General features: G+C 67.2%; 15 protein-coding genes and 3 pseudogenes. 10 read left to right on the forward strand and 8 right to left on the reverse strand.

Annotated features, from left to right (window positions below):
* Nucleotides 1-111: 111 nt before the first annotated feature.
* Together ACV7NQ_RS46850 and ACV7NQ_RS46855 are read right to left on the reverse strand one after the other, a co-directional pair.
* A complete protein-coding gene (locus ACV7NQ_RS46850; protein WP_463365364.1) occupies nucleotides 112-2,364 on the reverse strand; it encodes a solute carrier family 23 protein in 2,253 nt (750 codons plus the stop codon).
* 341 nt (nucleotides 2,365-2,705) lie between these two features.
* Nucleotides 2,706-3,035, reverse strand: a pseudogene (locus tag ACV7NQ_RS46855) (SulP family inorganic anion transporter); the annotation flags it as partial.
* A gap of 848 nt (nucleotides 3,036-3,883) precedes the next feature.
* On the opposite strand from ACV7NQ_RS46855, the gene ACV7NQ_RS46860 reads away from it, so the two are divergent.
* From ACV7NQ_RS46860 to ACV7NQ_RS46890, 7 genes and pseudogenes are all read left to right on the forward strand, one after another.
* Entirely contained in the window at nucleotides 3,884-4,147 is a 264-nt protein-coding gene (locus ACV7NQ_RS46860; protein WP_463365365.1) for a hypothetical protein, read from the forward strand.
* 572 nt (nucleotides 4,148-4,719) lie between these two features.
* A pseudogene (locus tag ACV7NQ_RS46865) lies at nucleotides 4,720-5,415 on the forward strand (IS66 family transposase); the annotation flags it as partial.
* A 99-nt stretch (nucleotides 5,416-5,514) separates the two neighbouring features.
* Nucleotides 5,515-6,351 (forward strand): MspA family porin, encoded by an 837-nt coding sequence (locus ACV7NQ_RS46870; protein WP_463365366.1) that lies wholly within the window; start codon nucleotides 5,515-5,517, stop codon nucleotides 6,349-6,351.
* A gap of 61 nt (nucleotides 6,352-6,412) precedes the next feature.
* Nucleotides 6,413-7,075, forward strand: coding sequence for an MspA family porin (locus tag ACV7NQ_RS46875; RefSeq protein ID WP_463365367.1), 663 nt, complete (start codon nucleotides 6,413-6,415; stop codon nucleotides 7,073-7,075).
* A 184-nt stretch (nucleotides 7,076-7,259) separates the two neighbouring features.
* Nucleotides 7,260-7,454, forward strand: a pseudogene (locus ACV7NQ_RS46880) (DUF6444 domain-containing protein); the annotation flags it as partial.
* Between the two features lie 169 nt (nucleotides 7,455-7,623).
* On the forward strand, nucleotides 7,624-7,932 hold the full coding sequence (locus ACV7NQ_RS46885) for a hypothetical protein (RefSeq protein WP_463366157.1): 309 nt from the start codon (nucleotides 7,624-7,626) through the stop codon (nucleotides 7,930-7,932).
* Between the two features lie 32 nt (nucleotides 7,933-7,964).
* A complete protein-coding gene (locus ACV7NQ_RS46890) occupies nucleotides 7,965-8,402 on the forward strand; it encodes an NAD(P)-dependent oxidoreductase (protein ID WP_463365368.1) in 438 nt (145 codons plus the stop codon).
* Nucleotides 8,403-8,426: 24 nt separating this feature from the next.
* Here ACV7NQ_RS46890 and ACV7NQ_RS46895 read toward each other — a convergent pair whose 3' ends face one another.
* Nucleotides 8,427-9,884 (reverse strand): aldehyde dehydrogenase family protein, encoded by a 1,458-nt coding sequence (locus tag ACV7NQ_RS46895; RefSeq protein WP_463365369.1) that lies wholly within the window; start codon nucleotides 9,882-9,884, stop codon nucleotides 8,427-8,429.
* A 409-nt stretch (nucleotides 9,885-10,293) separates the two neighbouring features.
* On the opposite strand from ACV7NQ_RS46895, the gene mdlC reads away from it, so the two are divergent.
* Nucleotides 10,294-11,883 carry a benzoylformate decarboxylase gene (gene mdlC, locus ACV7NQ_RS46900; RefSeq protein ID WP_463365370.1) on the forward strand — a complete coding sequence of 530 codons (1,590 nt, stop codon included), beginning with the start codon at nucleotides 10,294-10,296 and terminating at the stop codon, nucleotides 11,881-11,883.
* A gap of 1 nt (nucleotide 11,884) precedes the next feature.
* Here mdlC and ACV7NQ_RS46905 read toward each other — a convergent pair whose 3' ends face one another.
* The 3 genes from ACV7NQ_RS46905 to ACV7NQ_RS46915 all read right to left on the reverse strand — a co-directional run bounded on the left by ACV7NQ_RS46905 (nucleotide 11,885) and on the right by ACV7NQ_RS46915 (nucleotide 13,435).
* Nucleotides 11,885-12,664, reverse strand: a complete 780-nt coding sequence (locus ACV7NQ_RS46905) for an IclR family transcriptional regulator (RefSeq protein ID WP_463366076.1) — start codon at nucleotides 12,662-12,664, stop codon at nucleotides 11,885-11,887.
* Nucleotides 12,665-12,923: 259 nt separating this feature from the next.
* A complete protein-coding gene (locus ACV7NQ_RS46910) occupies nucleotides 12,924-13,184 on the reverse strand; it encodes a hypothetical protein (RefSeq protein WP_463365371.1) in 261 nt (86 codons plus the stop codon).
* Nucleotides 13,181-13,435, reverse strand: coding sequence for a hypothetical protein (locus tag ACV7NQ_RS46915; protein WP_463365372.1), 255 nt, complete (start codon nucleotides 13,433-13,435; stop codon nucleotides 13,181-13,183). Before ACV7NQ_RS46915 ends, ACV7NQ_RS46910 begins: the two co-directional genes overlap by 4 nt.
* Nucleotides 13,436-13,854: 419 nt before the next feature.
* Between ACV7NQ_RS46915 and ACV7NQ_RS46920 the strand changes: the two genes are divergently transcribed.
* On the forward strand, nucleotides 13,855-15,033 hold the full coding sequence (locus ACV7NQ_RS46920; protein WP_463366077.1) for a 4-hydroxybenzoate 3-monooxygenase: 1,179 nt from the start codon (nucleotides 13,855-13,857) through the stop codon (nucleotides 15,031-15,033).
* Nucleotides 15,026-16,117 (forward strand): LacI family DNA-binding transcriptional regulator, encoded by a 1,092-nt coding sequence (locus ACV7NQ_RS46925; RefSeq protein ID WP_463365373.1) that lies wholly within the window; start codon nucleotides 15,026-15,028, stop codon nucleotides 16,115-16,117. Before ACV7NQ_RS46920 ends, ACV7NQ_RS46925 begins: the two co-directional genes overlap by 8 nt.
* 238 nt (nucleotides 16,118-16,355) lie before the next feature.
* Here the strand turns inward: ACV7NQ_RS46925 and ACV7NQ_RS46930 are convergent, their stop codons facing one another.
* Entirely contained in the window at nucleotides 16,356-17,009 is a 654-nt protein-coding gene (locus tag ACV7NQ_RS46930; RefSeq protein WP_463365374.1) for an RraA family protein, read from the reverse strand.
* 38 nt (nucleotides 17,010-17,047) lie between these two features.
* Nucleotides 17,048-17,530, reverse strand: a complete 483-nt coding sequence (locus tag ACV7NQ_RS46935) for a heme-binding protein (protein WP_463365375.1) — start codon at nucleotides 17,528-17,530, stop codon at nucleotides 17,048-17,050.
* Between the last annotated feature and the right edge of the window lie 2 nt (nucleotides 17,531-17,532).

A 17,532-nucleotide genomic window follows, 5' to 3' on the forward strand; every position in this document is an offset into this window, starting at 1 on the left:
GGGGAATCGCCAGGATGCCGCGCACCGCGACCACGGCGCCGACCCTATCGAACACCGACGAACCCGCCCGAACGACACACGATCGTTCGAGTGGGTTCGGATGGTCGACACTCAGACAAGCTCCGGCGCATTGCGATGATCGGTGTCATCGATATGGGCGAGCCCGTCCACCGTGACTTCGATGACCCGCGCGCTGGCGATGTCGAAGAACAGGCCCGACAGCCTCACGCCGCGCGCCTCGACGGCCGTACGCACCGCTGGATGCCGGTGCAAGGTTTCCAGCTGTACCGCCACGTTCACCATGCTCAGCTGGTCCACCTCGCCGAAACCGGCGGCCGCGGCCGCCAGCGCCACCGGGTGCCCCAGTTGGAAGCGCTCCAGGCTCGGGTGGGCGTGGACGAGCCATGGACCGATACCCAGCCCGCTATCGGCCCCGGCGTGCAACGCTTTCATCGCGCCGCACGAGGAGTGACCGCAGACCACTAACGAGCGGACATTCAGCTCAGTCAGGGCGAATTGCAACGCGGCCTCCACCGACGCATCGCCGGAAAGCGGAACCAGGTTGCCCACGTTGCGGACGGTGAACATGTCACCGGGACCGCTGTTGGTGATGATGTTGGGCACGATCCGCGAGTCCGAGCAGGTCAGGAAGAACGAGTCCGGATCCTGCGAGTCGTGCAGGTCGTCCAGATGCGGCCGCACCACGTGCGCGTGGCTGCGATGGTAGGCGGCGACGCCCGAGGTGACCGGATCGGCGCCCTTGTCGTCGCGACGCCACGGACCGATGATCTCGTCGAGCACCGCCCTGCCGAAGCCGCGCGCGGGCGGACCCGCTGTCGCCCCGGCCATCCGCGCACTGCCGATTTCCACGAAATCGACAGTGCCGCCACCGCTTTCCTGCTGACGCACCCATTCTTCGATGGCCTCGAAGGCGGCGTGGTCGAGGAAGTCCACGGTCATCTCGACGGTGACGTCCGCACCCGCCGGCACCTTCGCGAACTCCGCGGACAGCTTCGGCAGGGCGAGGAAGGTGCAGGAACCGTCGATGGCGACCAGCCATCGCTGCGCACCAGGGATCTGCTTGGCGACGACGGCCACCCGCACCACCCGCCACAGCAGGAGCCCGAAGGCCAGCGCCAGGCCGATGATCACGCCTTCGAGCAGGTTCAGGAACACCACTGCGAGCACCGTGACGGCATAGACCAGCAGGTCGCCGGTCCGTCGCGCGAGCTTGATGTGGGCCAGCTTCACCAGTTGGATGCCGATCACGATCAGCAGACCCGCCAGCGCCGCCTTCGGAATCTGCTGGACCAGCCCGGCCAGCGCGACCGAGAACAGCAGAATCCAGAAGCCGTGCAGCACCGCCGATGCCCGGCTGCGCGCACCCGCCTCCGCGTTGGTGGAGCTGCGGACGATCACGCCGGTGACCGGCAGGCCGCCGAGCAGACCGGAGACGACGTTCGCCAACCCCTGCCCGATCAGCTCCCGACCGAAATTGGTGCGGGCGCCGGAATGCAACTTGTCGACGGCCACCGCCGAGAGCAGGCTCTCGACACTGGCGATGAGCGCGATCGTCAGCACCATCACCACAACTTTGGGCCATTGTTCGCCGGGCAGCCGCGGCAGCTCGATCGCGTTGAACAGCGAGCCGCTCAACACGATTCGCTCCACGCTAGTCGGCAGCACCAGTGAAAGCACGGTGCCGACCAAGACCGCGATCAGCGGTCCGGGAACCACGCGCAGCCGGGCCGGGACATAACGCCACCCCAGCATGATCGCGATGACCATCGAGCCGATGAACGCATCGCCACCATGCAGGTTCATCAATTGTTTGGGCAGTTCTTCGATGTTCTCCAAGGCCGAGCTGTGCGAGGAACCGCCGAGCAGCACATGGATCTGCTGCAGCGCGATGGTGATGCCGATGCCCGCCAGCATCGCGTGCACGACGACCGGCGCGACCGCGAGTGCCGCGCGCGCGATCCGGCTGAGCCCGAACAGGATCTGCAGCACACCGGCCGCGGCGACGATGAAACAGGTGACGCGCCAACCGAATTCGCTGATGGATTGGGCGACGACCACGGTCAGACCCGCGGCCGGGCCGCTCACCTGCAGCGGTGAACCGCCGAGCGATCCGGCGACGATGCCGCCGACAACGGCGGCGATGAGTCCGGCGGCGACCGGGGCGCCGGAAGCGAGGGCGATGCCGAGGGACAGCGGCAGCGCGACCAGGAAAACGACAATCGAGGCGGGCACATCGTGGCGTAGGACCGACGCCAGACGATCGGACAGGGACCCGGAACTGCGGCCGGGCCGTGGTTTGGTGGGCGGTGACAGCGGGGTGGCTACATCGTTCTCAACAGCCATTGACTCTCCTTCGCCGAACTCGGAGCGAGGCGCCGAGGTCGGTTGACGATCAACATGTCCAGCAGGGCATAGACCGGGAACCGGCATATCGCGGTGAAGCAGTCCCGACACGCAGATGGGCCGGGAAGTAAATCTCGACAATAGTATTGGTAAAGACTTAGCAAAGCCTGAGAAGTAGCCCGGGGTGCCAGGGCCCATATTCGGCCCATGCCGTGAGCTGTGACACACCCCTACCGGCCGACGCAGCGGTCGGCGCACCACCCCGCTGTCAGACCGGTTCGGCGGCGACACGGCCCGACCACCTCGTCGATCACCTGCCGTGAATGCCCGCGCTCCGGCGGGCCCGACCCCACAGTGATGAAACAGGTAGCGGCCCAGCCGAATTGGTGCACACTCTCGGCGATGACGACGGTGAGGCCGGCGGTCGGCCCGCTCACCTGGACCGCCGAGCCGCCGAGCGGCCTGGCGACCACCCCGCCGACCACGGCCGCGATCAGGCCCGCGGCGACGGGCGCGCCTGAGGCCACCGCGACACCAAGCGAAAGCGGTAGTGCGACAAGGAAAACCACGACCGAGTCGGGAACGTCGTGGCGGCCTGTGCCGGCAAGACGTTCATGAAAACCTGCGCGGAGCGGCGACGTCCGTGGTGCGGGATCGGTGTCGGTGGACATATTTCTCCTTCGCCGGAAGCGGCGGGAGCCGATCCGGTTCATCGGTCGAACATGTACGGGCATCGAAAGCGAGCGGCGGGCGAAGCGCATGAAGCACACTTCACAGAGCGGCGACCCGGTGGTGCGGAGGTCAGAGAAATAGTAAAGACTTCGCAAAGCGTATGAAAAGGTTTTGGGCAGGATGTGGCTAACTGCTATCAAATTGTGACCCGAGTCACAATATGGCAACCTATGGTTCCCTGGCCGAGGAGGCGAGAGGCAGGGCCGGCCACAACGCCGAAAGATGTTGTCCGCCTGCGCCCACCATCGAGGAGCTGATCCAGGCCTATTGGGCCGGCGCCTCCACGCCGAACTTGCTCGCCGCTACAGCACCTCCAAGATCGCCATCCTCGACCTGCTGACCAAACGCGGCATCCCGCGCCGGTACGTCCACGATCACCAACCAGAACGCAGCAATCGCGTGTGGGGCACCCTATTCGGCCGGTCGGTTTCACCCCCACTCCTACCGTCAAGCCATGGGCAGCAACACCGACACGAAGCAGCTCGCGCGGCGGGATCTCCACGCCGACCGTGACCACACCACCCGAGGCGAGCGGGCCGGTCGATCAAGGTGCTCGCTATCGCCGCTTCCGGCGATTAGCTCCGAATGCCTGTGTAAGCGAAGAGATTGTCGATACTTCGGCCCATTGGATGGAATGGATCTGGTGAGGACAGAAATCTCTGGGCACACTCTCCCGTATTCCAGCCCGCACGTGTCGGCCACTATGCACCGCCTCTGCCCTACCCGCACTGCGGGCGCGGCGTCGTATCGCATGGGTCATGAGCCGATGCACAGAAGGAGCTCTCGTATGAGGAAAATTGTTGCCGCAGTGGTGATCGCGGCGGGCGTGATGGCCGGGGCGGCCGGCGTCGCCTCCGCGAATGACCCCATCCCCGGGCCGAACGCCGTCGGACCCTTCACCGACCACGGCGCATTCACCGGCAGGGCCATATGCGAGTCCGACATGGAAGCGAAGGGCTATCTCAGCGGCTGCTACCGATACGACATCGTCTATCAGTCCCCGCAAAGCACCGGGCAATGGTTCTACGACAAGCTGGGGGGGGACAAGTAAGGAGGGTGACCCTCAGGCCGCAGCATCACGCAGAACCGGACTTCGGCGATTCAGTGTCGTCGACCATGTCGCCGTCGCCACGTGCACCCACGGTGACGGAGCGGCGGACCGCGGGTGGGGCTTGTTCGAGCACAAGGTGATCGGACTGCATCATCCGTCCGGCTTCACCGACTGGACCAGTGGCGCAGCCTGATTCAGGCTCTTTTCTCCACATTCTGGAGTCACTGCCCGCACCCGATTCGCGCGTTCATATCCGGCGGGGCGGGACGCAGTGCGGTCGGGGCCCGGGGCATGGGCGCGGGGCAGGTCTGCACACCGCCCGCCTCGGGCGCGCACCGCCCGCACGGCGGTCGGCGAAGCCCTGCCACAGCCGGACACGCGGCCACAGTGTTCCTTCCATTCAGTGACCTGAAATAACAGTCCCGAACGTATTCCGCAAGCGGCGCCGTTGTGATAGGCAATATCATGTGCTGCACCCGCGAAACGGCAAGATTTCCACTTCGTGAACAAACTGGCGGCCGTATGAGACGTATGCCGATGCCGCGCACCAGCTTTGCTGCGCCCACGCGTTACGCGAACTGCAGGCGGTCACCGACACCGCCGCGCCCGGCTCCGAGTGGTGCTGGGCCTCCCAAGCCGCCGACGCTCTGGTCGCGATGCAGGAATTGGTCGCCGGCGCCGTCGCCGCGGGCAATGTCGCGGTCGATGCCGCCGCCCTCGCCGAACAAGTCGTACTCTACCGATCCGCGACTCGCCTCGGCCTGACCGAGACCGCCGCCCGGACCGGGCAAATAATGAAGAAACACCACGCCCTGGCACGGCGGCTGACCGACCGACAGGCCGATTACCGGCGATTCACCACCAACTTCGCCGTCCCACCAGACAACAACGGCAGCGAACGCGACATCCGCATGATCAAAGTCCGCCAGAAAATCTCCGGCTGCCTGCGAACCCTCACCCCGAGCCCAACAATTCTGTGCGATACGCAGCTACATCTCCACCGCAGCCAAACACGGCCGCCACGCCTTCGACACCCTCGTCATGCTCGCCGAGGGACGACCATGGCTGCCCGCATAACCCCTGACCAGTTACCTGGCGGCAAGTCACGGCAACTAATTGCAAATCGGGCATACCGAGAACAATACTCTCAGGAAGCTGTGATCCGGAGCACACCCGGCCCGGCCCCCCAATTGCATCGACCGACTAGGTACCAATGGAAGTTCAACGACGAACTCGACAATGTATCCCCTGCCCCCGCCTGCGTGTGAATCTTCCCGCCGACGGCAGCGCAGGTAGGTATTACCGCCCGAACACTCGGCCGGCACATTCCTCTCCGTTCTGGCCGACCGGTTCGGAACGCAGGCCGAATGTTCCGCCAGGAATCTTCCCGGCATTTTATTCTCGCGCCGCTCGATAGGTCAGATTTCCGCGTGCACGAACGCGAGTCACCCGATATGACCAGGTTCTCCAGATTAGGGTTTCAGATGAGGAAAGAAATTATGCACTCCCCCACTGCCGAATTCGCCCGTAGCGCAGGGTGGGTGCGTTACGGGGCAAGGGTATCCGGTGCTGGCGCCATCGCGGCCGTGACGATAGTGCTGCTGTCGACCGGCGCCGCCAACGCGGACACATTCGTCCCGTTGCCGAACGGCGAGAAGGTCAACGCCGAAGATGGCGTCAAGATCGATCGATTCGCCGAGTCGGCGTTGATTTCGCCATCCATGGCGGCGAACGGTCTCGGGCGCGTCGCGTGGGTATCCGGAACAGTGGTCGCGAATGTCACCACGACACCCACGGTTCCCGGGCCCGGGCCGTTCATCATTCCGCCTGCGAATACGCCCGGCAGCAACAATTCCTCGGTGCACGGTGCCTCGCAGCTGAATACGGGCTATATCGTCGGCTGTCAGGTCGCCATCGGCACGTCGGCGATCTCGGCAGGCGGCGGTTTCAACGTGTCCACGACCAGCGTCGGCGCCAATGGCTCGATCAGCCTGCAGCTCGGCCCGGGGCAGGTGATGATGGTGCAGACGACGTACAAGGACATCTTCGAGCCCGGCACCTATTCGATCTCCTACAAGGACAATCAAATCGACGTGGAGGGCTGCGGGGGCTATGCGCAGGCCCGGGCATATACGAACGTCGATATCTTCAGCAACGACTATTCGCGGACCACGCTCTACGGACAGCCGTTCAGCATCGGATGACGAGACGACTCGCCGAGACATATCCGATCGAATGAGAATTCAACCGCGAGGGACGACCACAATGATCAAATACCATCACGCCCGGACAGCGTGTCTTTCCGCTGTCGCCGCGACCGCTATAGGCATGCTGTCCACCGGTGCCGCGAACGCCGACACCTTCGTCCCGCTCCCCGACCAGACGGTGACCGAGACCCTGCAGGACGGCTCGGTCGTGACACTGACCCTGACCGAGGACAGCGCCACCATCAACCCGTCGATGGGCAGCACCCCGCTACACCGCAACGCCTGGGTCAGTGGCCGTGTGAAGGTGTCGATGACGAACGGCCAGGCCATCGACGGCTGGGTCTGGCCCGGCTACGTCGTGGGCTGCCAGATCAATATCAACGGCGGCGGCGTATCGGAAGCCGCCACCGCCTCTGCCACGTCGAGCACCACCACCGCTTCCAGCGGCAGTACGGCCACGCTGAGTCTCGGTCCGGGGCAAGCCCAGACGTTCTCCCTGTTGGACATCGAGCGGCCCACGCCGTTCGGGGACGATGCCAATTACCCGTTCAATTACTTCCACAGCACCAACACGTCGGGTGTGCACTGGGAAGACACCACGATCGCCCTCAACGGCTGTGCCGGTTACGCGCAAGCCCGGGCCTTCGCAAAGGTTCGTATCCAGACCAAGTACGCGGTCGGGTCGGTCAACGTCTGGGGGCCGCCGTTCAGCCTCGGCTGAAATACCGGCGCACCATCCACCGGCGGCCTTGGGCGACCGCCGCCGGTGGATTCTCCGTTTTCCACTGGATGAGAGAGCGATTGTCCCGTCCACCCCGCCCGTCCACCCCGCCCGCCCGGATCAGCATGATCGTGGCTCGGGGCGCCCGCCGGAGCCGCTCACGGCGAGAGACGGTTCTATCGACATGACTTCCCCGTTGACAGCCGCGAACGTGGAGTTGACCGCGCGAATGGCCAAGCTCGAGCATCTACAGACACGTAACAGCCGCAATTCCTCGATGCCACCCTCCGGTGACGACGCCCCCGGTAAGACACCGCCGCCGACGAAGCCGAAACCTGCCGGCGAGGGCCGCAAGCGAGGTAAGCAGCCTGGTGCGCAGGGGACCCATCTGAAGTTCCGGGACAAGCCCGACAAGACGGAAAACCGGTTTCCCGAAGGAGACTGCGGCTGCGGCGCGGCTTTGAAGGGCGCGACCGATCTGGGGATCGTCGAGGGCTACCAGCAGACCGACATCCCCGAAGTGACGCCTGACCGTTACCCAATACGACATGCACAAAGTGGCCTGCGGGTGCGGGCGCGTCCATACCGCGACCCGCCCCGACGGTGCCCGGCAAGGCAAAGTCGGGTACGGCCCGAACCTGCAGGCGTTTGCCGTGTATCTGCTGGTGGTTCAGCATATTCCGGTGCAGCGGTGCGTGGCGTTGTTGGAGGCGTTGACCGGCGCGAAACCCAGCGACGGGTTCGTCCACGGCATGCTCATCCGCGTTGCGGGGGTCCTCGCCGAGGTTGATCGGCGGATCCGGGCGTTGATCGCGGTCGCCTACCCCAGCCGACCGGCCATCACGCCATGCCTCTGACCAGCGCCAATCCCGACGGCTGAATGTTTACTGTGCGAGCGACCCCGGCCGGCGGGGAGAAGCTGCTCGATTCCGTGCCCGCCCTGCTCGATGCCGCCGCGGCGTCGGGCGGGCGGCTCGGGGTGGTCGGCGGCGCGGCCGGCCTGTTCGTGTCCGAGGACGGCCCCCGGCTGTTCGACACCCCGGACTTTCACGAAGAGTGGAAGCAGGAGGCCGGCAACCAGATATCGGTCCTCGAAGCGCTGCGTGCGTCCGACGCCACCGCCGACTGGTTCTACATCAGCCCGCCCGCTATCTACGGCTCCTTCGTCCCCGGCGAGCGCACGGGAACCTACCGCATCGGCGGCGATGTTCTGCTCACCGATCCCGACGGCAAATCCACCATCGGTGGCGAGGACTTCGCCGCCGCGATACTGGACGACCTCGACCGGCAGGCGCACCATCGGCAGCGCTTTACGGTCGCCTACTGACCGGCGGCGAAGTCCCGCACCGCATTACAGCGGGTACTGGGCGTGTTCGGTGGCCACCGTGACCCACCGGGTGTTGGAGAAGGACTCCAGCGCCCACCGGCCGCCGAACCGCCCGTATCCCGAGGCCCCGGCACCGCCGAACGGGGCCTGGGCCTCATCGGCGAGGGTCTGGTCGTTGATGTGCACGATGCCGGTCCGCAGCCGTTTCGCGAGCTTCAGGCCGTGCACCGCGTTCTCGGTGATGATTCCGGCGGTCAGCCCGTTCTCGGTGTCGCCGGCCTTGGCCGCCGCCTCGTCGTCGGAGGCGAATGTGTCGATGACGCAGACCGGGCCGAAGGCTTCGGCGTAGTGCAGGTCCGCGGTCGCGGGCACACCGGTGAGCACGGTGGCCGGATGCAGCGGGCCGTCCGGCTCGCCGCCGCCGGTCACGACGGTGGCCCCATGCGCCACCGCGTCGGCGACCAGACCTGCGACGCGGTGTGCCGCAGCGCTGTTGATCAGGGGGCCGATCTGGGCGGCGGGATCGTGCGGGAGGCCGACGGGCAATCCGGCGATCTTCGCGGCGAACTTCTCGGTGAATTCCCGCGCCCGCGACTGGTGAACCAGGATGCGATCACCGGACATGCAGATCTGCCCCGCGTTGGCGAATACCGAGAATGCGGCCGCCGAGACCGCGTAGTCGATGTCGGCGTCGTCGAGCACGATCACCGAATTCTTCCCGCCCAGCTCGAGCACCGCCGGCTTGAGATGCTGCGCGGCCAGCGTGCCGATGATCCGGCCCACCTTGGTCGAACCGGTGAAGTTCACCGCGCGGACCCGTTCGTCGCCGATCAGGGTCTGCGCGATGGCCGGGGCGTCGGCCGGATCGTTCGTGATCACGTTCAGCACGCCCTCCGGCAACCCGGCCTCGGTCAGCAGGTCGGCGACGAACAGGCCCGACGACACCGGGGCCTCCTCGCTGGCCTTGAGCACCACCGTATTTCCGGCGGCCAGCGGCCCGGCCACCGCCCGCACGCCCAGGATGACGGGTGCGTTCCACGGCGCGAACGCCACGACGACGCCCAGCGCCTCACGCACGGCCAGGCCCAGGGCCCCCGGCTGCTCGACCGAGAGCACCTCACCGCGCGGAGCGGTGATCGCCGCGCCGGCCTCGCGCAGGATATTCGCCGCGATGCCCACGTTGAACAGCGCGTTGCCGGTCAGCGATCCGGTCTCGGCCGCCAGCAGCGCCACCACGTCGTCGGTGCGTTGCTCGAGCAGATCGGCCGCGGTCAGGAAGATCTTGCGCCGCGCGAACGGCGCGAGCGCCGACCAGGATTCGAGCTGTGCCTGGGCCGCGTCGACGGCGGCGGTCGCATCCTCGGGTGCAGCCGCGGCCACGGTGGCGAACAACCGGCCGGAGGGGTCGAGATCGGCGGTCGTGCGCCCACCGGCGGCGGGCGTGCTCTTGCCGCCGATCAGCAATTCCCGGGTAATGGACATGGATATTCCTATCGATGGTCGAGCCGGGCCGGGCGAAACCGGCCCGCGGCGCGCGAAACAGGATTGCGGCCGGTCCCCTGAGCATTCGCCCGGCACATCCGCGGCACAACGATTCTTCCATTGGATGGAACCGCGCCGGTCGCAAATGAAAGCATCCAAACCATTGGGTGAAATGCCTCTGGTGACGGCCGCGACGGCCCGCGCATGCTGACAGAGCCCGCATCGGCGGCCGGAATATCCCATCGAGTCGAGACACCCTACCGGCTCCCCGCCCGGCCGTCGGCAGGACTGCGGGCAAGTGTGTCCGCCGGGGGCGGCTCTCGCCGTGCCCCGGCGGGTACACGATTACCAGAACGTCCGGAGCCACAATGACATCGACCGTATCCGGGTCGATCGAAGGAGTCCGCTTATGCCAACCGCCCGCCGGATCGCCCACGAGTTCCTCGAACGCCACGGCCTGACCACCATCTTCGGGAATCCGGGCTCGAATGAGCTGCCGTTCCTGGCCGAACTGCCGGACACGTTCCGCTATGTACTGGGCCTGCACGAGGGCGCGGTGGTCGGTATGGCGGATGGCTATGCGCAGGCGACGGGCAGGCCGGTGCTGGTCAATCTGCACGCGGCCGCGGGTTCGGGAAATGCGATGGGCGCGCTGACCAATGCCGTCTACTCCCGCACGCCGCTGGTGCTCACCGCCGGCCAGCAGGTGCGCTCGGCGATCGGGCCGGAAGCGATGCTGGCCAACGTCGACGCGTCCCAGCTGATGCGCCCGCTGGTCGGATGGGCCGGCGAGCCGGCCTGTGCCGCCGATGTTCCCCGTTCGCTCGCGCAGGCGGTATTCGAGGCACAGGCGCAGCGCCGCCCCACCTATCTGTCGGTGCCCTACGACGACTGGACCGCCGAGCTCGACGCCAATGCCTGCGCAGTACTGGGCCGCGCCGTCCGACACGGACGGTTCCCCGCCGAGTCCGACCTTGCCGATCTGGTCGCGGCGGTCGCCCGCGCCCGCAACCCGGTCTTGGTGCTCGGCGGCGACATCGACGCGGCCGGGCTCTTCGAGCGGGCGGTGGCCCTGGCCGAGCACCTGGACGCACCGGCATGGGTGGCGCCATCGCCGTTCCGGCTGCCGTTCCCCAACCGCCACCGGCTCTTTCGCGGCGTGCTGCCCGCCGGTATCGCCGCGGTGACGCGGGAACTGACCGGGCACGACCTGGTTCTGGTGCTCGGCGCGCCGGTGTTCCGGTACCACCAGCACCAGCCCGGCCCGTACCTGCCGGAGGGAACCCGGCTGATCCTGGTCACCGACGACGCCGCGGCCGCCGCCCGCGCCCCGATGGGTGAGGCGCTGGTCGCCGATCCGGCCCCGGTGATCGCGGCACTGCTCGAACGGGTACCCGCCCGGACACAGGCGGGCCTGCCCGCCTACCGCCCCGCCGCCGAACCGGCGACCGCCCCCGCCGGGACTGCCGGGCTGCATCCTGAACAGGTCTTCGCCACGCTGCGCGAAACCCAGCCCGCCGACACCTGCTACGTCGTGGAATCCACCTCCACCAACGCGGCGTGGTGGCGACAGATGGATCTGCGCCACCCCGCCTCCTATTTCTGGCCCGCCGCGGGCGGACTGGGCTTCGGCCTGCCCGCCGCGGTCGGGGTGGGACTGGCCGGGACCGGTCGACCCGTGGTCGGCGTGATCGGCGACGGATCGGCCAACTACGGCATCACCGCCCTGTGGACTGCGGCCCACTACCGGGTTCCGGTGACCTTCGTGATCCTGCGCAACGGCACCTACGGCGCGCTACAGTGGTTCGCCGAGATCCTGGGCACCACCGATGTGCCGGGCACCGAGATCGGCGGCCTGGATTTCACTGCCCTGGCCGCCGGGTACGGCGTGCCGGCCACCGCCGTCAGCGGCCTCGACGAGCTACACGCCGAGCTGAACGCGACGCCGGACGGCCCGCGGCTGATCCAGGTCGACACTGCACAGACCACCCCGGAGTGAATCACCGCGGCGCGTAGTGCCGCGCCCCCGCGCGCGTAGTGGCGGACAGCGACCGGGAGATGCCCAGTGCCGCCGCGATCACCGCGGGCACCAGGGTTTTGGCGGCGGGATCGTTCGGCACGATCACCGATAGCGCTGCCACCACCTGGTCCTCGCGGTTGCGCACCGGAGCCGCCACCGAGACCGCCTCCTCGTTGATGAATCCGGCGCAGTAGGCATAGCCACGGTGCCGGATATCGCTGAGCAGCAGGCGAAGTCGCCGCGGATCGGTGATGGTGTGGTGGGTGAATCCGCGCAGCCGCGCGGACAGGATCGTCTCCTGCAGTTCGGCCTGTGAATGTGCGAGCAGCACCAGACCGGGCGCAGCGGCGTACAACGGCAGCCGGCCGGCGAACCGGCTCAGATTCCGGACCGCGCCGGGTGCCGAGAGCCGCTCGATATAGAGCACCTCGTGGTGCTGGGGGACGCTCAGCTGGACATGATGACCCACGACGTCGTGCAGGTCCTCCATATACGGCAGCGCCGCCTCCCGCAGCCCCAGGGTCGGCGAGGCCCGCACCGCCAGTTCCCACATCCGCACCCCGGTCCGCAGCTCGCGGCCGTCGCGACGCAGCCAGCCGTAGCCGACCAGCTCACTGACCAGCCGGGATGTGGTGGCCACCGGCAGGTCGGCGCGGCGGGCAAGCTCGCTGACCGTGATCGCGGGAGTATCCGGGCCGAACGCCTCGAAGATCCGCACCACCCGGGACAGCACGGATTCACCATTGGACGAGCGTGCCATGGTCGACCCCGCCCCTACCGGGACCCAGTGGCGGGCAGCTGCGGCCGCCACCTTGTGGGCGGCCATCCAGTTATCACGATTTCGGTCATGTCAGATCACCCATCCGGCCGTCGCTAAGTACACTAAGCACGTTACCTACTTAGTAGCTTATGTCAATCCTATCTAGGCCGTGCCGCATCGGGTCGCCGCAATCGAAGCCCAGGGCCGGAGCGGGCCCGGGCACGCCGCCGGGCCACCTTGCCCGGCGGCGGGGCGGCGCTCAACTCAGCGTCGCGGTCAGCAGGTTCGGGTCGGATGTGGTGAAATAGGCCGCGCTCGTCACATAGACGGGCGAGCCCGAAATCTTGACCGAGGTCGGATTGGACAGACCGTCCGAGGATGTGAGCACTGTCTGTGCCGTGCCTGCATGGATGAGCACGACCAGATTCCCGTGCGCCGAATCAAGCGCCAGGCCGTTTAGCCATCCCACCTGCGGCAGAGCGGCGAACAGCTGTGGCGTAGTGCTGCCGGGCGTAATCATCTAGTGGCCGACTGGTTGCCGGCGCCGTAGTCCACGTACAGAGTGCCGTCCGAACCGCGCACGATTCCGTCTGCCGTGGCCGCGACGCCGTTCGTGGACGCGGGCAGGGTGGCCAGCACGGTGACCGTGCCATTCGTGCCGACCCGGGCCACCTGATGCGCCCCGTTGAAGGTGACATCCGCGGAACCGTCCGGTTCCAGCGCGATATTCTCCGGTTGCTGCTGTGTGCCGATATCGAATTTGGCGACCACCTGTACGTTGCTCAGCGGGGCAGACACGGCGTCGGCCGCGGGGCCGAGATACGATACGAGGCTAAATCCGGCGAGTGCGATAACGCTCGACAATGCGGTGCGGATAGCTCAAAACAACTACTCCTACGTTGCAGCTCCTTGACCGGCTCGGGACGCTAGCATTCACCCCGGAGAAATACGGTGGTAATTCGATTGTTTCCATTGACCGGAATTCGTGATTACGAATCCACCGGAACCGGCTGCCCCGGCGGCGGCAATGAGCAGCCCGAACCCCGAAAATCGCTCACTGAATGGAAGAGGCGTGTTGGCCCGGATTCGCGCCCAGCATGCTGATCATGCTCGGCCCGTGAGTCCGGCCGGGGTGGCGACGCGGCTGCCGCGTCGTCCACGGGCACACGGTTCGACAAGGAGTCCCATTGCTGCGAACACAAGTGGCGATCGTCGGCGCCGGCCCGGCCGGGCTGCTGCTATCCCACCTGCTCGGCCTGGCCGGAATAGAGACGGTCCTGATCGAACGGCAGAGCGCCGACCACGTGCAGTCCCGTGTGCGAGCGGGAATTCTGGAGGCCGGCACCGTCGAATTGCTGCACGAGGCCGGTGTCGGCGAACGGCTCGCCCGGCACGGTATGGAGCATCGCGGCATCTACCTGCAGTGGCCGAACGAACGACAACACCTCGATTTCGTGGACCTGACGGGCCGCTCGGTGTGGGTATACGGCCAGACCGAGGTGACCAAGGATCTCATGGCGGCCCGCGACAGGGCCGGGCAGACCGCGTTCTACGAGGCCGGCGAGGTCGGCATCCACGACGTGGACGGCGATCACCCCTACCTCACCTTCGTCGATTCGACGGGCCGCCCGCAGCGCCTCGACGCCGAAATCGTCGTAGGGTGCGACGGCTACCACGGCCCGAGCAAACAGGCGATCCCGCGGGCGCAGCGCCGGGTCTGGGAACGCGCGTACCCCTTCGCGTGGCTGGGCGTGCTGGCCGATGTGCCACCATCCACCGACGAGCTGATCTACGCCTGGCATCCCGACGGCTTCGCCCTGCACAGTATGCGCTCGCCGACCGTCAGCCGGTTCTACCTGCAGGTGAGCCCGGAGGAGAATATCGACGAGTGGAGTGACGACCGGATCTGGGACGGCCTGGCCACCCGTTTCGCACTCGACGGCTGGACGCTCGAGACCGGCGCCATCACCGAGAAGAGTGTGCTGCCGATGCGCAGCTTCGTCACCTCCCCGATGCGGTACGGGCGGCTGTTCCTGACCGGCGACGCCGCACACATCGTCCCGCCCACCGGCGCCAAGGGCCTGAACCTGGCCGTCGCCGATGTGGCGCTGCTGTCCCGGGCGATCACCGCCTGGCTGCTCGAGGGCGATAGCCGACCGGCCGAGACGTATTCGGAGACCGCGCTGCAACGGGTGTGGCGGTGCACGTACTTCTCGTGGTGGATGACCACGATGCTGCACCGCCACGGCGACGATTTCGACGCCGCCCTGCAGCAGTCCCAGCTGGAGCGGGTCACCCGATCCCGAGCGGCCGCAACCGAACTCGCCCAGAACTACGCCGGGTTGCCGATGGCGGGACAACATGTCTAGGCCGCGGCTGCCGGTCACCATCTACGACGTCGCCGATGCGGCGGGTGTGGCGACATCGACTGTGTCACGGGCGTTTTCGCGACCCGGACGGGTCAGCGCCGAGACCGCCGCCCGGGTGCACGCCGCAGCCGCCGCACTCGGCTACCGCGGCGAGGCGCTGCCCAGGCCCGGCTCGTCCGAGGGCACCGGCACCATCGCTCTGGTCGTGTCCAATATCGCCAATCCCTACTACTTCCGGCTGATTCACAGCGTGCAGTCGGCCGCGCACGACGCCGGGTTCACCACGGCCGTGTTCGACACCCGCGAATCCGAGCAGGTCGAGCGGGAGCTGCTGGACCGGCTGCTGCCGATGGCCGAGGGCATCGTGGTGTCCGGGTCGCGGATATCGGACCGCGCGCTGCGGACCGTGGCCGGGAAACGGCCGCTGGTCGTACTGAATCGCCTGGTGCCCGGCCTGTGCTGTTTGGTCCCCGAGATGACCGTCGGGGTCCGGACCACCCTGGTGTATCTGCGCGATCTGGGCCACCACATGATCACTTACGTCGGCGGGCCTGCCGCGGCGTGGGCGGACGGCAACCGATGGCGGACCATACTCGACACAGGCACACAGCTCGGGTTGAAGGTCAATCGCCTCGGCCCGTTCCCGCCGACGCTCGCCGGGGGCGCGAGCGCCGCACGCAAAATCCTGCGTTACCCACCGACCGCGGTACTCACCTTCAACGATCTGCTCGCCATGGGCGTGATCCACGGACTGGACGCGGCCGGTATGCGAGTTCCGCGCGACATCAGCGTGGTGGGCGTCGGCGATATCTTCGGCGCGGACTTTCATTCCCCGCCACTGACCACGATCGCCGTGCCCCTGCAGGCCGTCGGCGCGTCCGCCTTCCTGGAGCTGAGCCGCCTCATTCGCGGTGCCCCGCCGCATCGCGGTCTCGCGGTCGGTCTCGATACTCAGTTGATAGTTCGCAACTCCACCGGGCCGCCCAACTCGCGCCCATCGTCCGCCGATGTGCGCATCAGCGCTTCGCAGCGCGAGCATCCGGCCGCCCCCGGGCTCAGCATCCTCACCCCCAGCGGGACGTAAATACCACGGAGACTTCCGTCGTTCCGCGTGTGCGTCCGCACCGGTGGGGCCCGGACGTTCCGGCGCTCGGGCTCCACCGGCTCTCGGCAGTGATCGGTGAGCGCGCCCGCCGTCGACAAGTATCGGCCCGCGTCGTGCCCGGAGGCAATGTGTTGCCCCGACTTGCCGCCGATTCGTCCTGACCGAACGAAACAGGTTGGGTACCACCGACTCTCCCGGTACCCAACCCGTGCGGCGATTACGTCTCGCGCGGTGTCTGCAGCGTGTGATAGCCCAGCCGCTGCCGTATTTCCCGCAGCGGTGTGCCGTGCTGCACCTCGCGGCGGATCTTCTCCTCGGCCTCCTCGATCTCGGTGGCGACGGCGAGCACCTCCTGCTCGCGCTCGGCGGGCACCACGACCAGGCCATCCGCGTCGCCGATCAGGATGTCGCCGGGGCGAACCCGCACCTGCCCCAGCACCACGGGCACCTGGACGCCGGCGACCTTGACCCGGTCCTTGCCCGTCCGCATCCAATGGCTCCGGCAGAACAGCGGATAGCCGAGTTCGAGGGCGCGGGCGCTGTCGCGGCAGATGCCGTTGATCGCGGTGCCGCCCAGGCCCTTCCGCTGCGCGACGAGGGTGAGGATGTCGCCCCATACCGTCACGTCGACTCGCCCCCCGTTGTCCAGGACGACGACATCGCCGGGCGGCACATCATCGATGTAGTCCCCGACCGTGCCGCCCTCGACGTCGATCGGCTGGTACAGCACGGTGAAGGCCCGCCCGGCCAGCCGGGATCCGCGGTCGGAGGGATAGATTCCCGCCACCTGACCGGCGATGCCGAGCCGGTCCAGTGCGTCGGAAATGGTCGGTGTGGAGAATTTCGCGAGTTCCAGCGCGATGTCGCCCATCTGGTCGGATCCTTACTTACTCGTCGTCACAATAGATTTCAATCACCGGGCTGCTTGGCCTCCCACCCGCAGGTGTGCCGGAACCCGGCACCGAGCGCCATGACGGCGATCTCGGCGAAGTGGTCGTCGTCGTGTTTTCCCGACCCGCCCGATATCCCGATCCCGCCCACGATCTTGGTGCCGTACCGCACCACATAACCACCGGGCAGGGTGGTCAGCATCGGGTCGTTCCAGTCGTGCGGTCCGCGATGTCCCTGCGATTGCTGGCGGTTCCAGAACTCCATCACGCCGGCGGTGTCACGCTCCATCACCGCCGCGGTGTAGGCCTTGCGGTGGGCCGCGCGCCAGAACCGCGCGGCCATACCGTCCATCCGCGCCCCGGCGACCAGTTCCCCCTCCTTGTCCACCACCGCGACCGAAACCCCGGGCCAGGTGCGATCCGGCGCGGATCGGGCCGCCGCGATCACCGCCTCGACGACACACAGCCCTTCGTCCAGGCCCAGAGTGGTCTTCTCGTACATCG

The sequence above is a fragment of the Nocardia sp. Tas62D01 genome, from assembly GCF_055232035.1.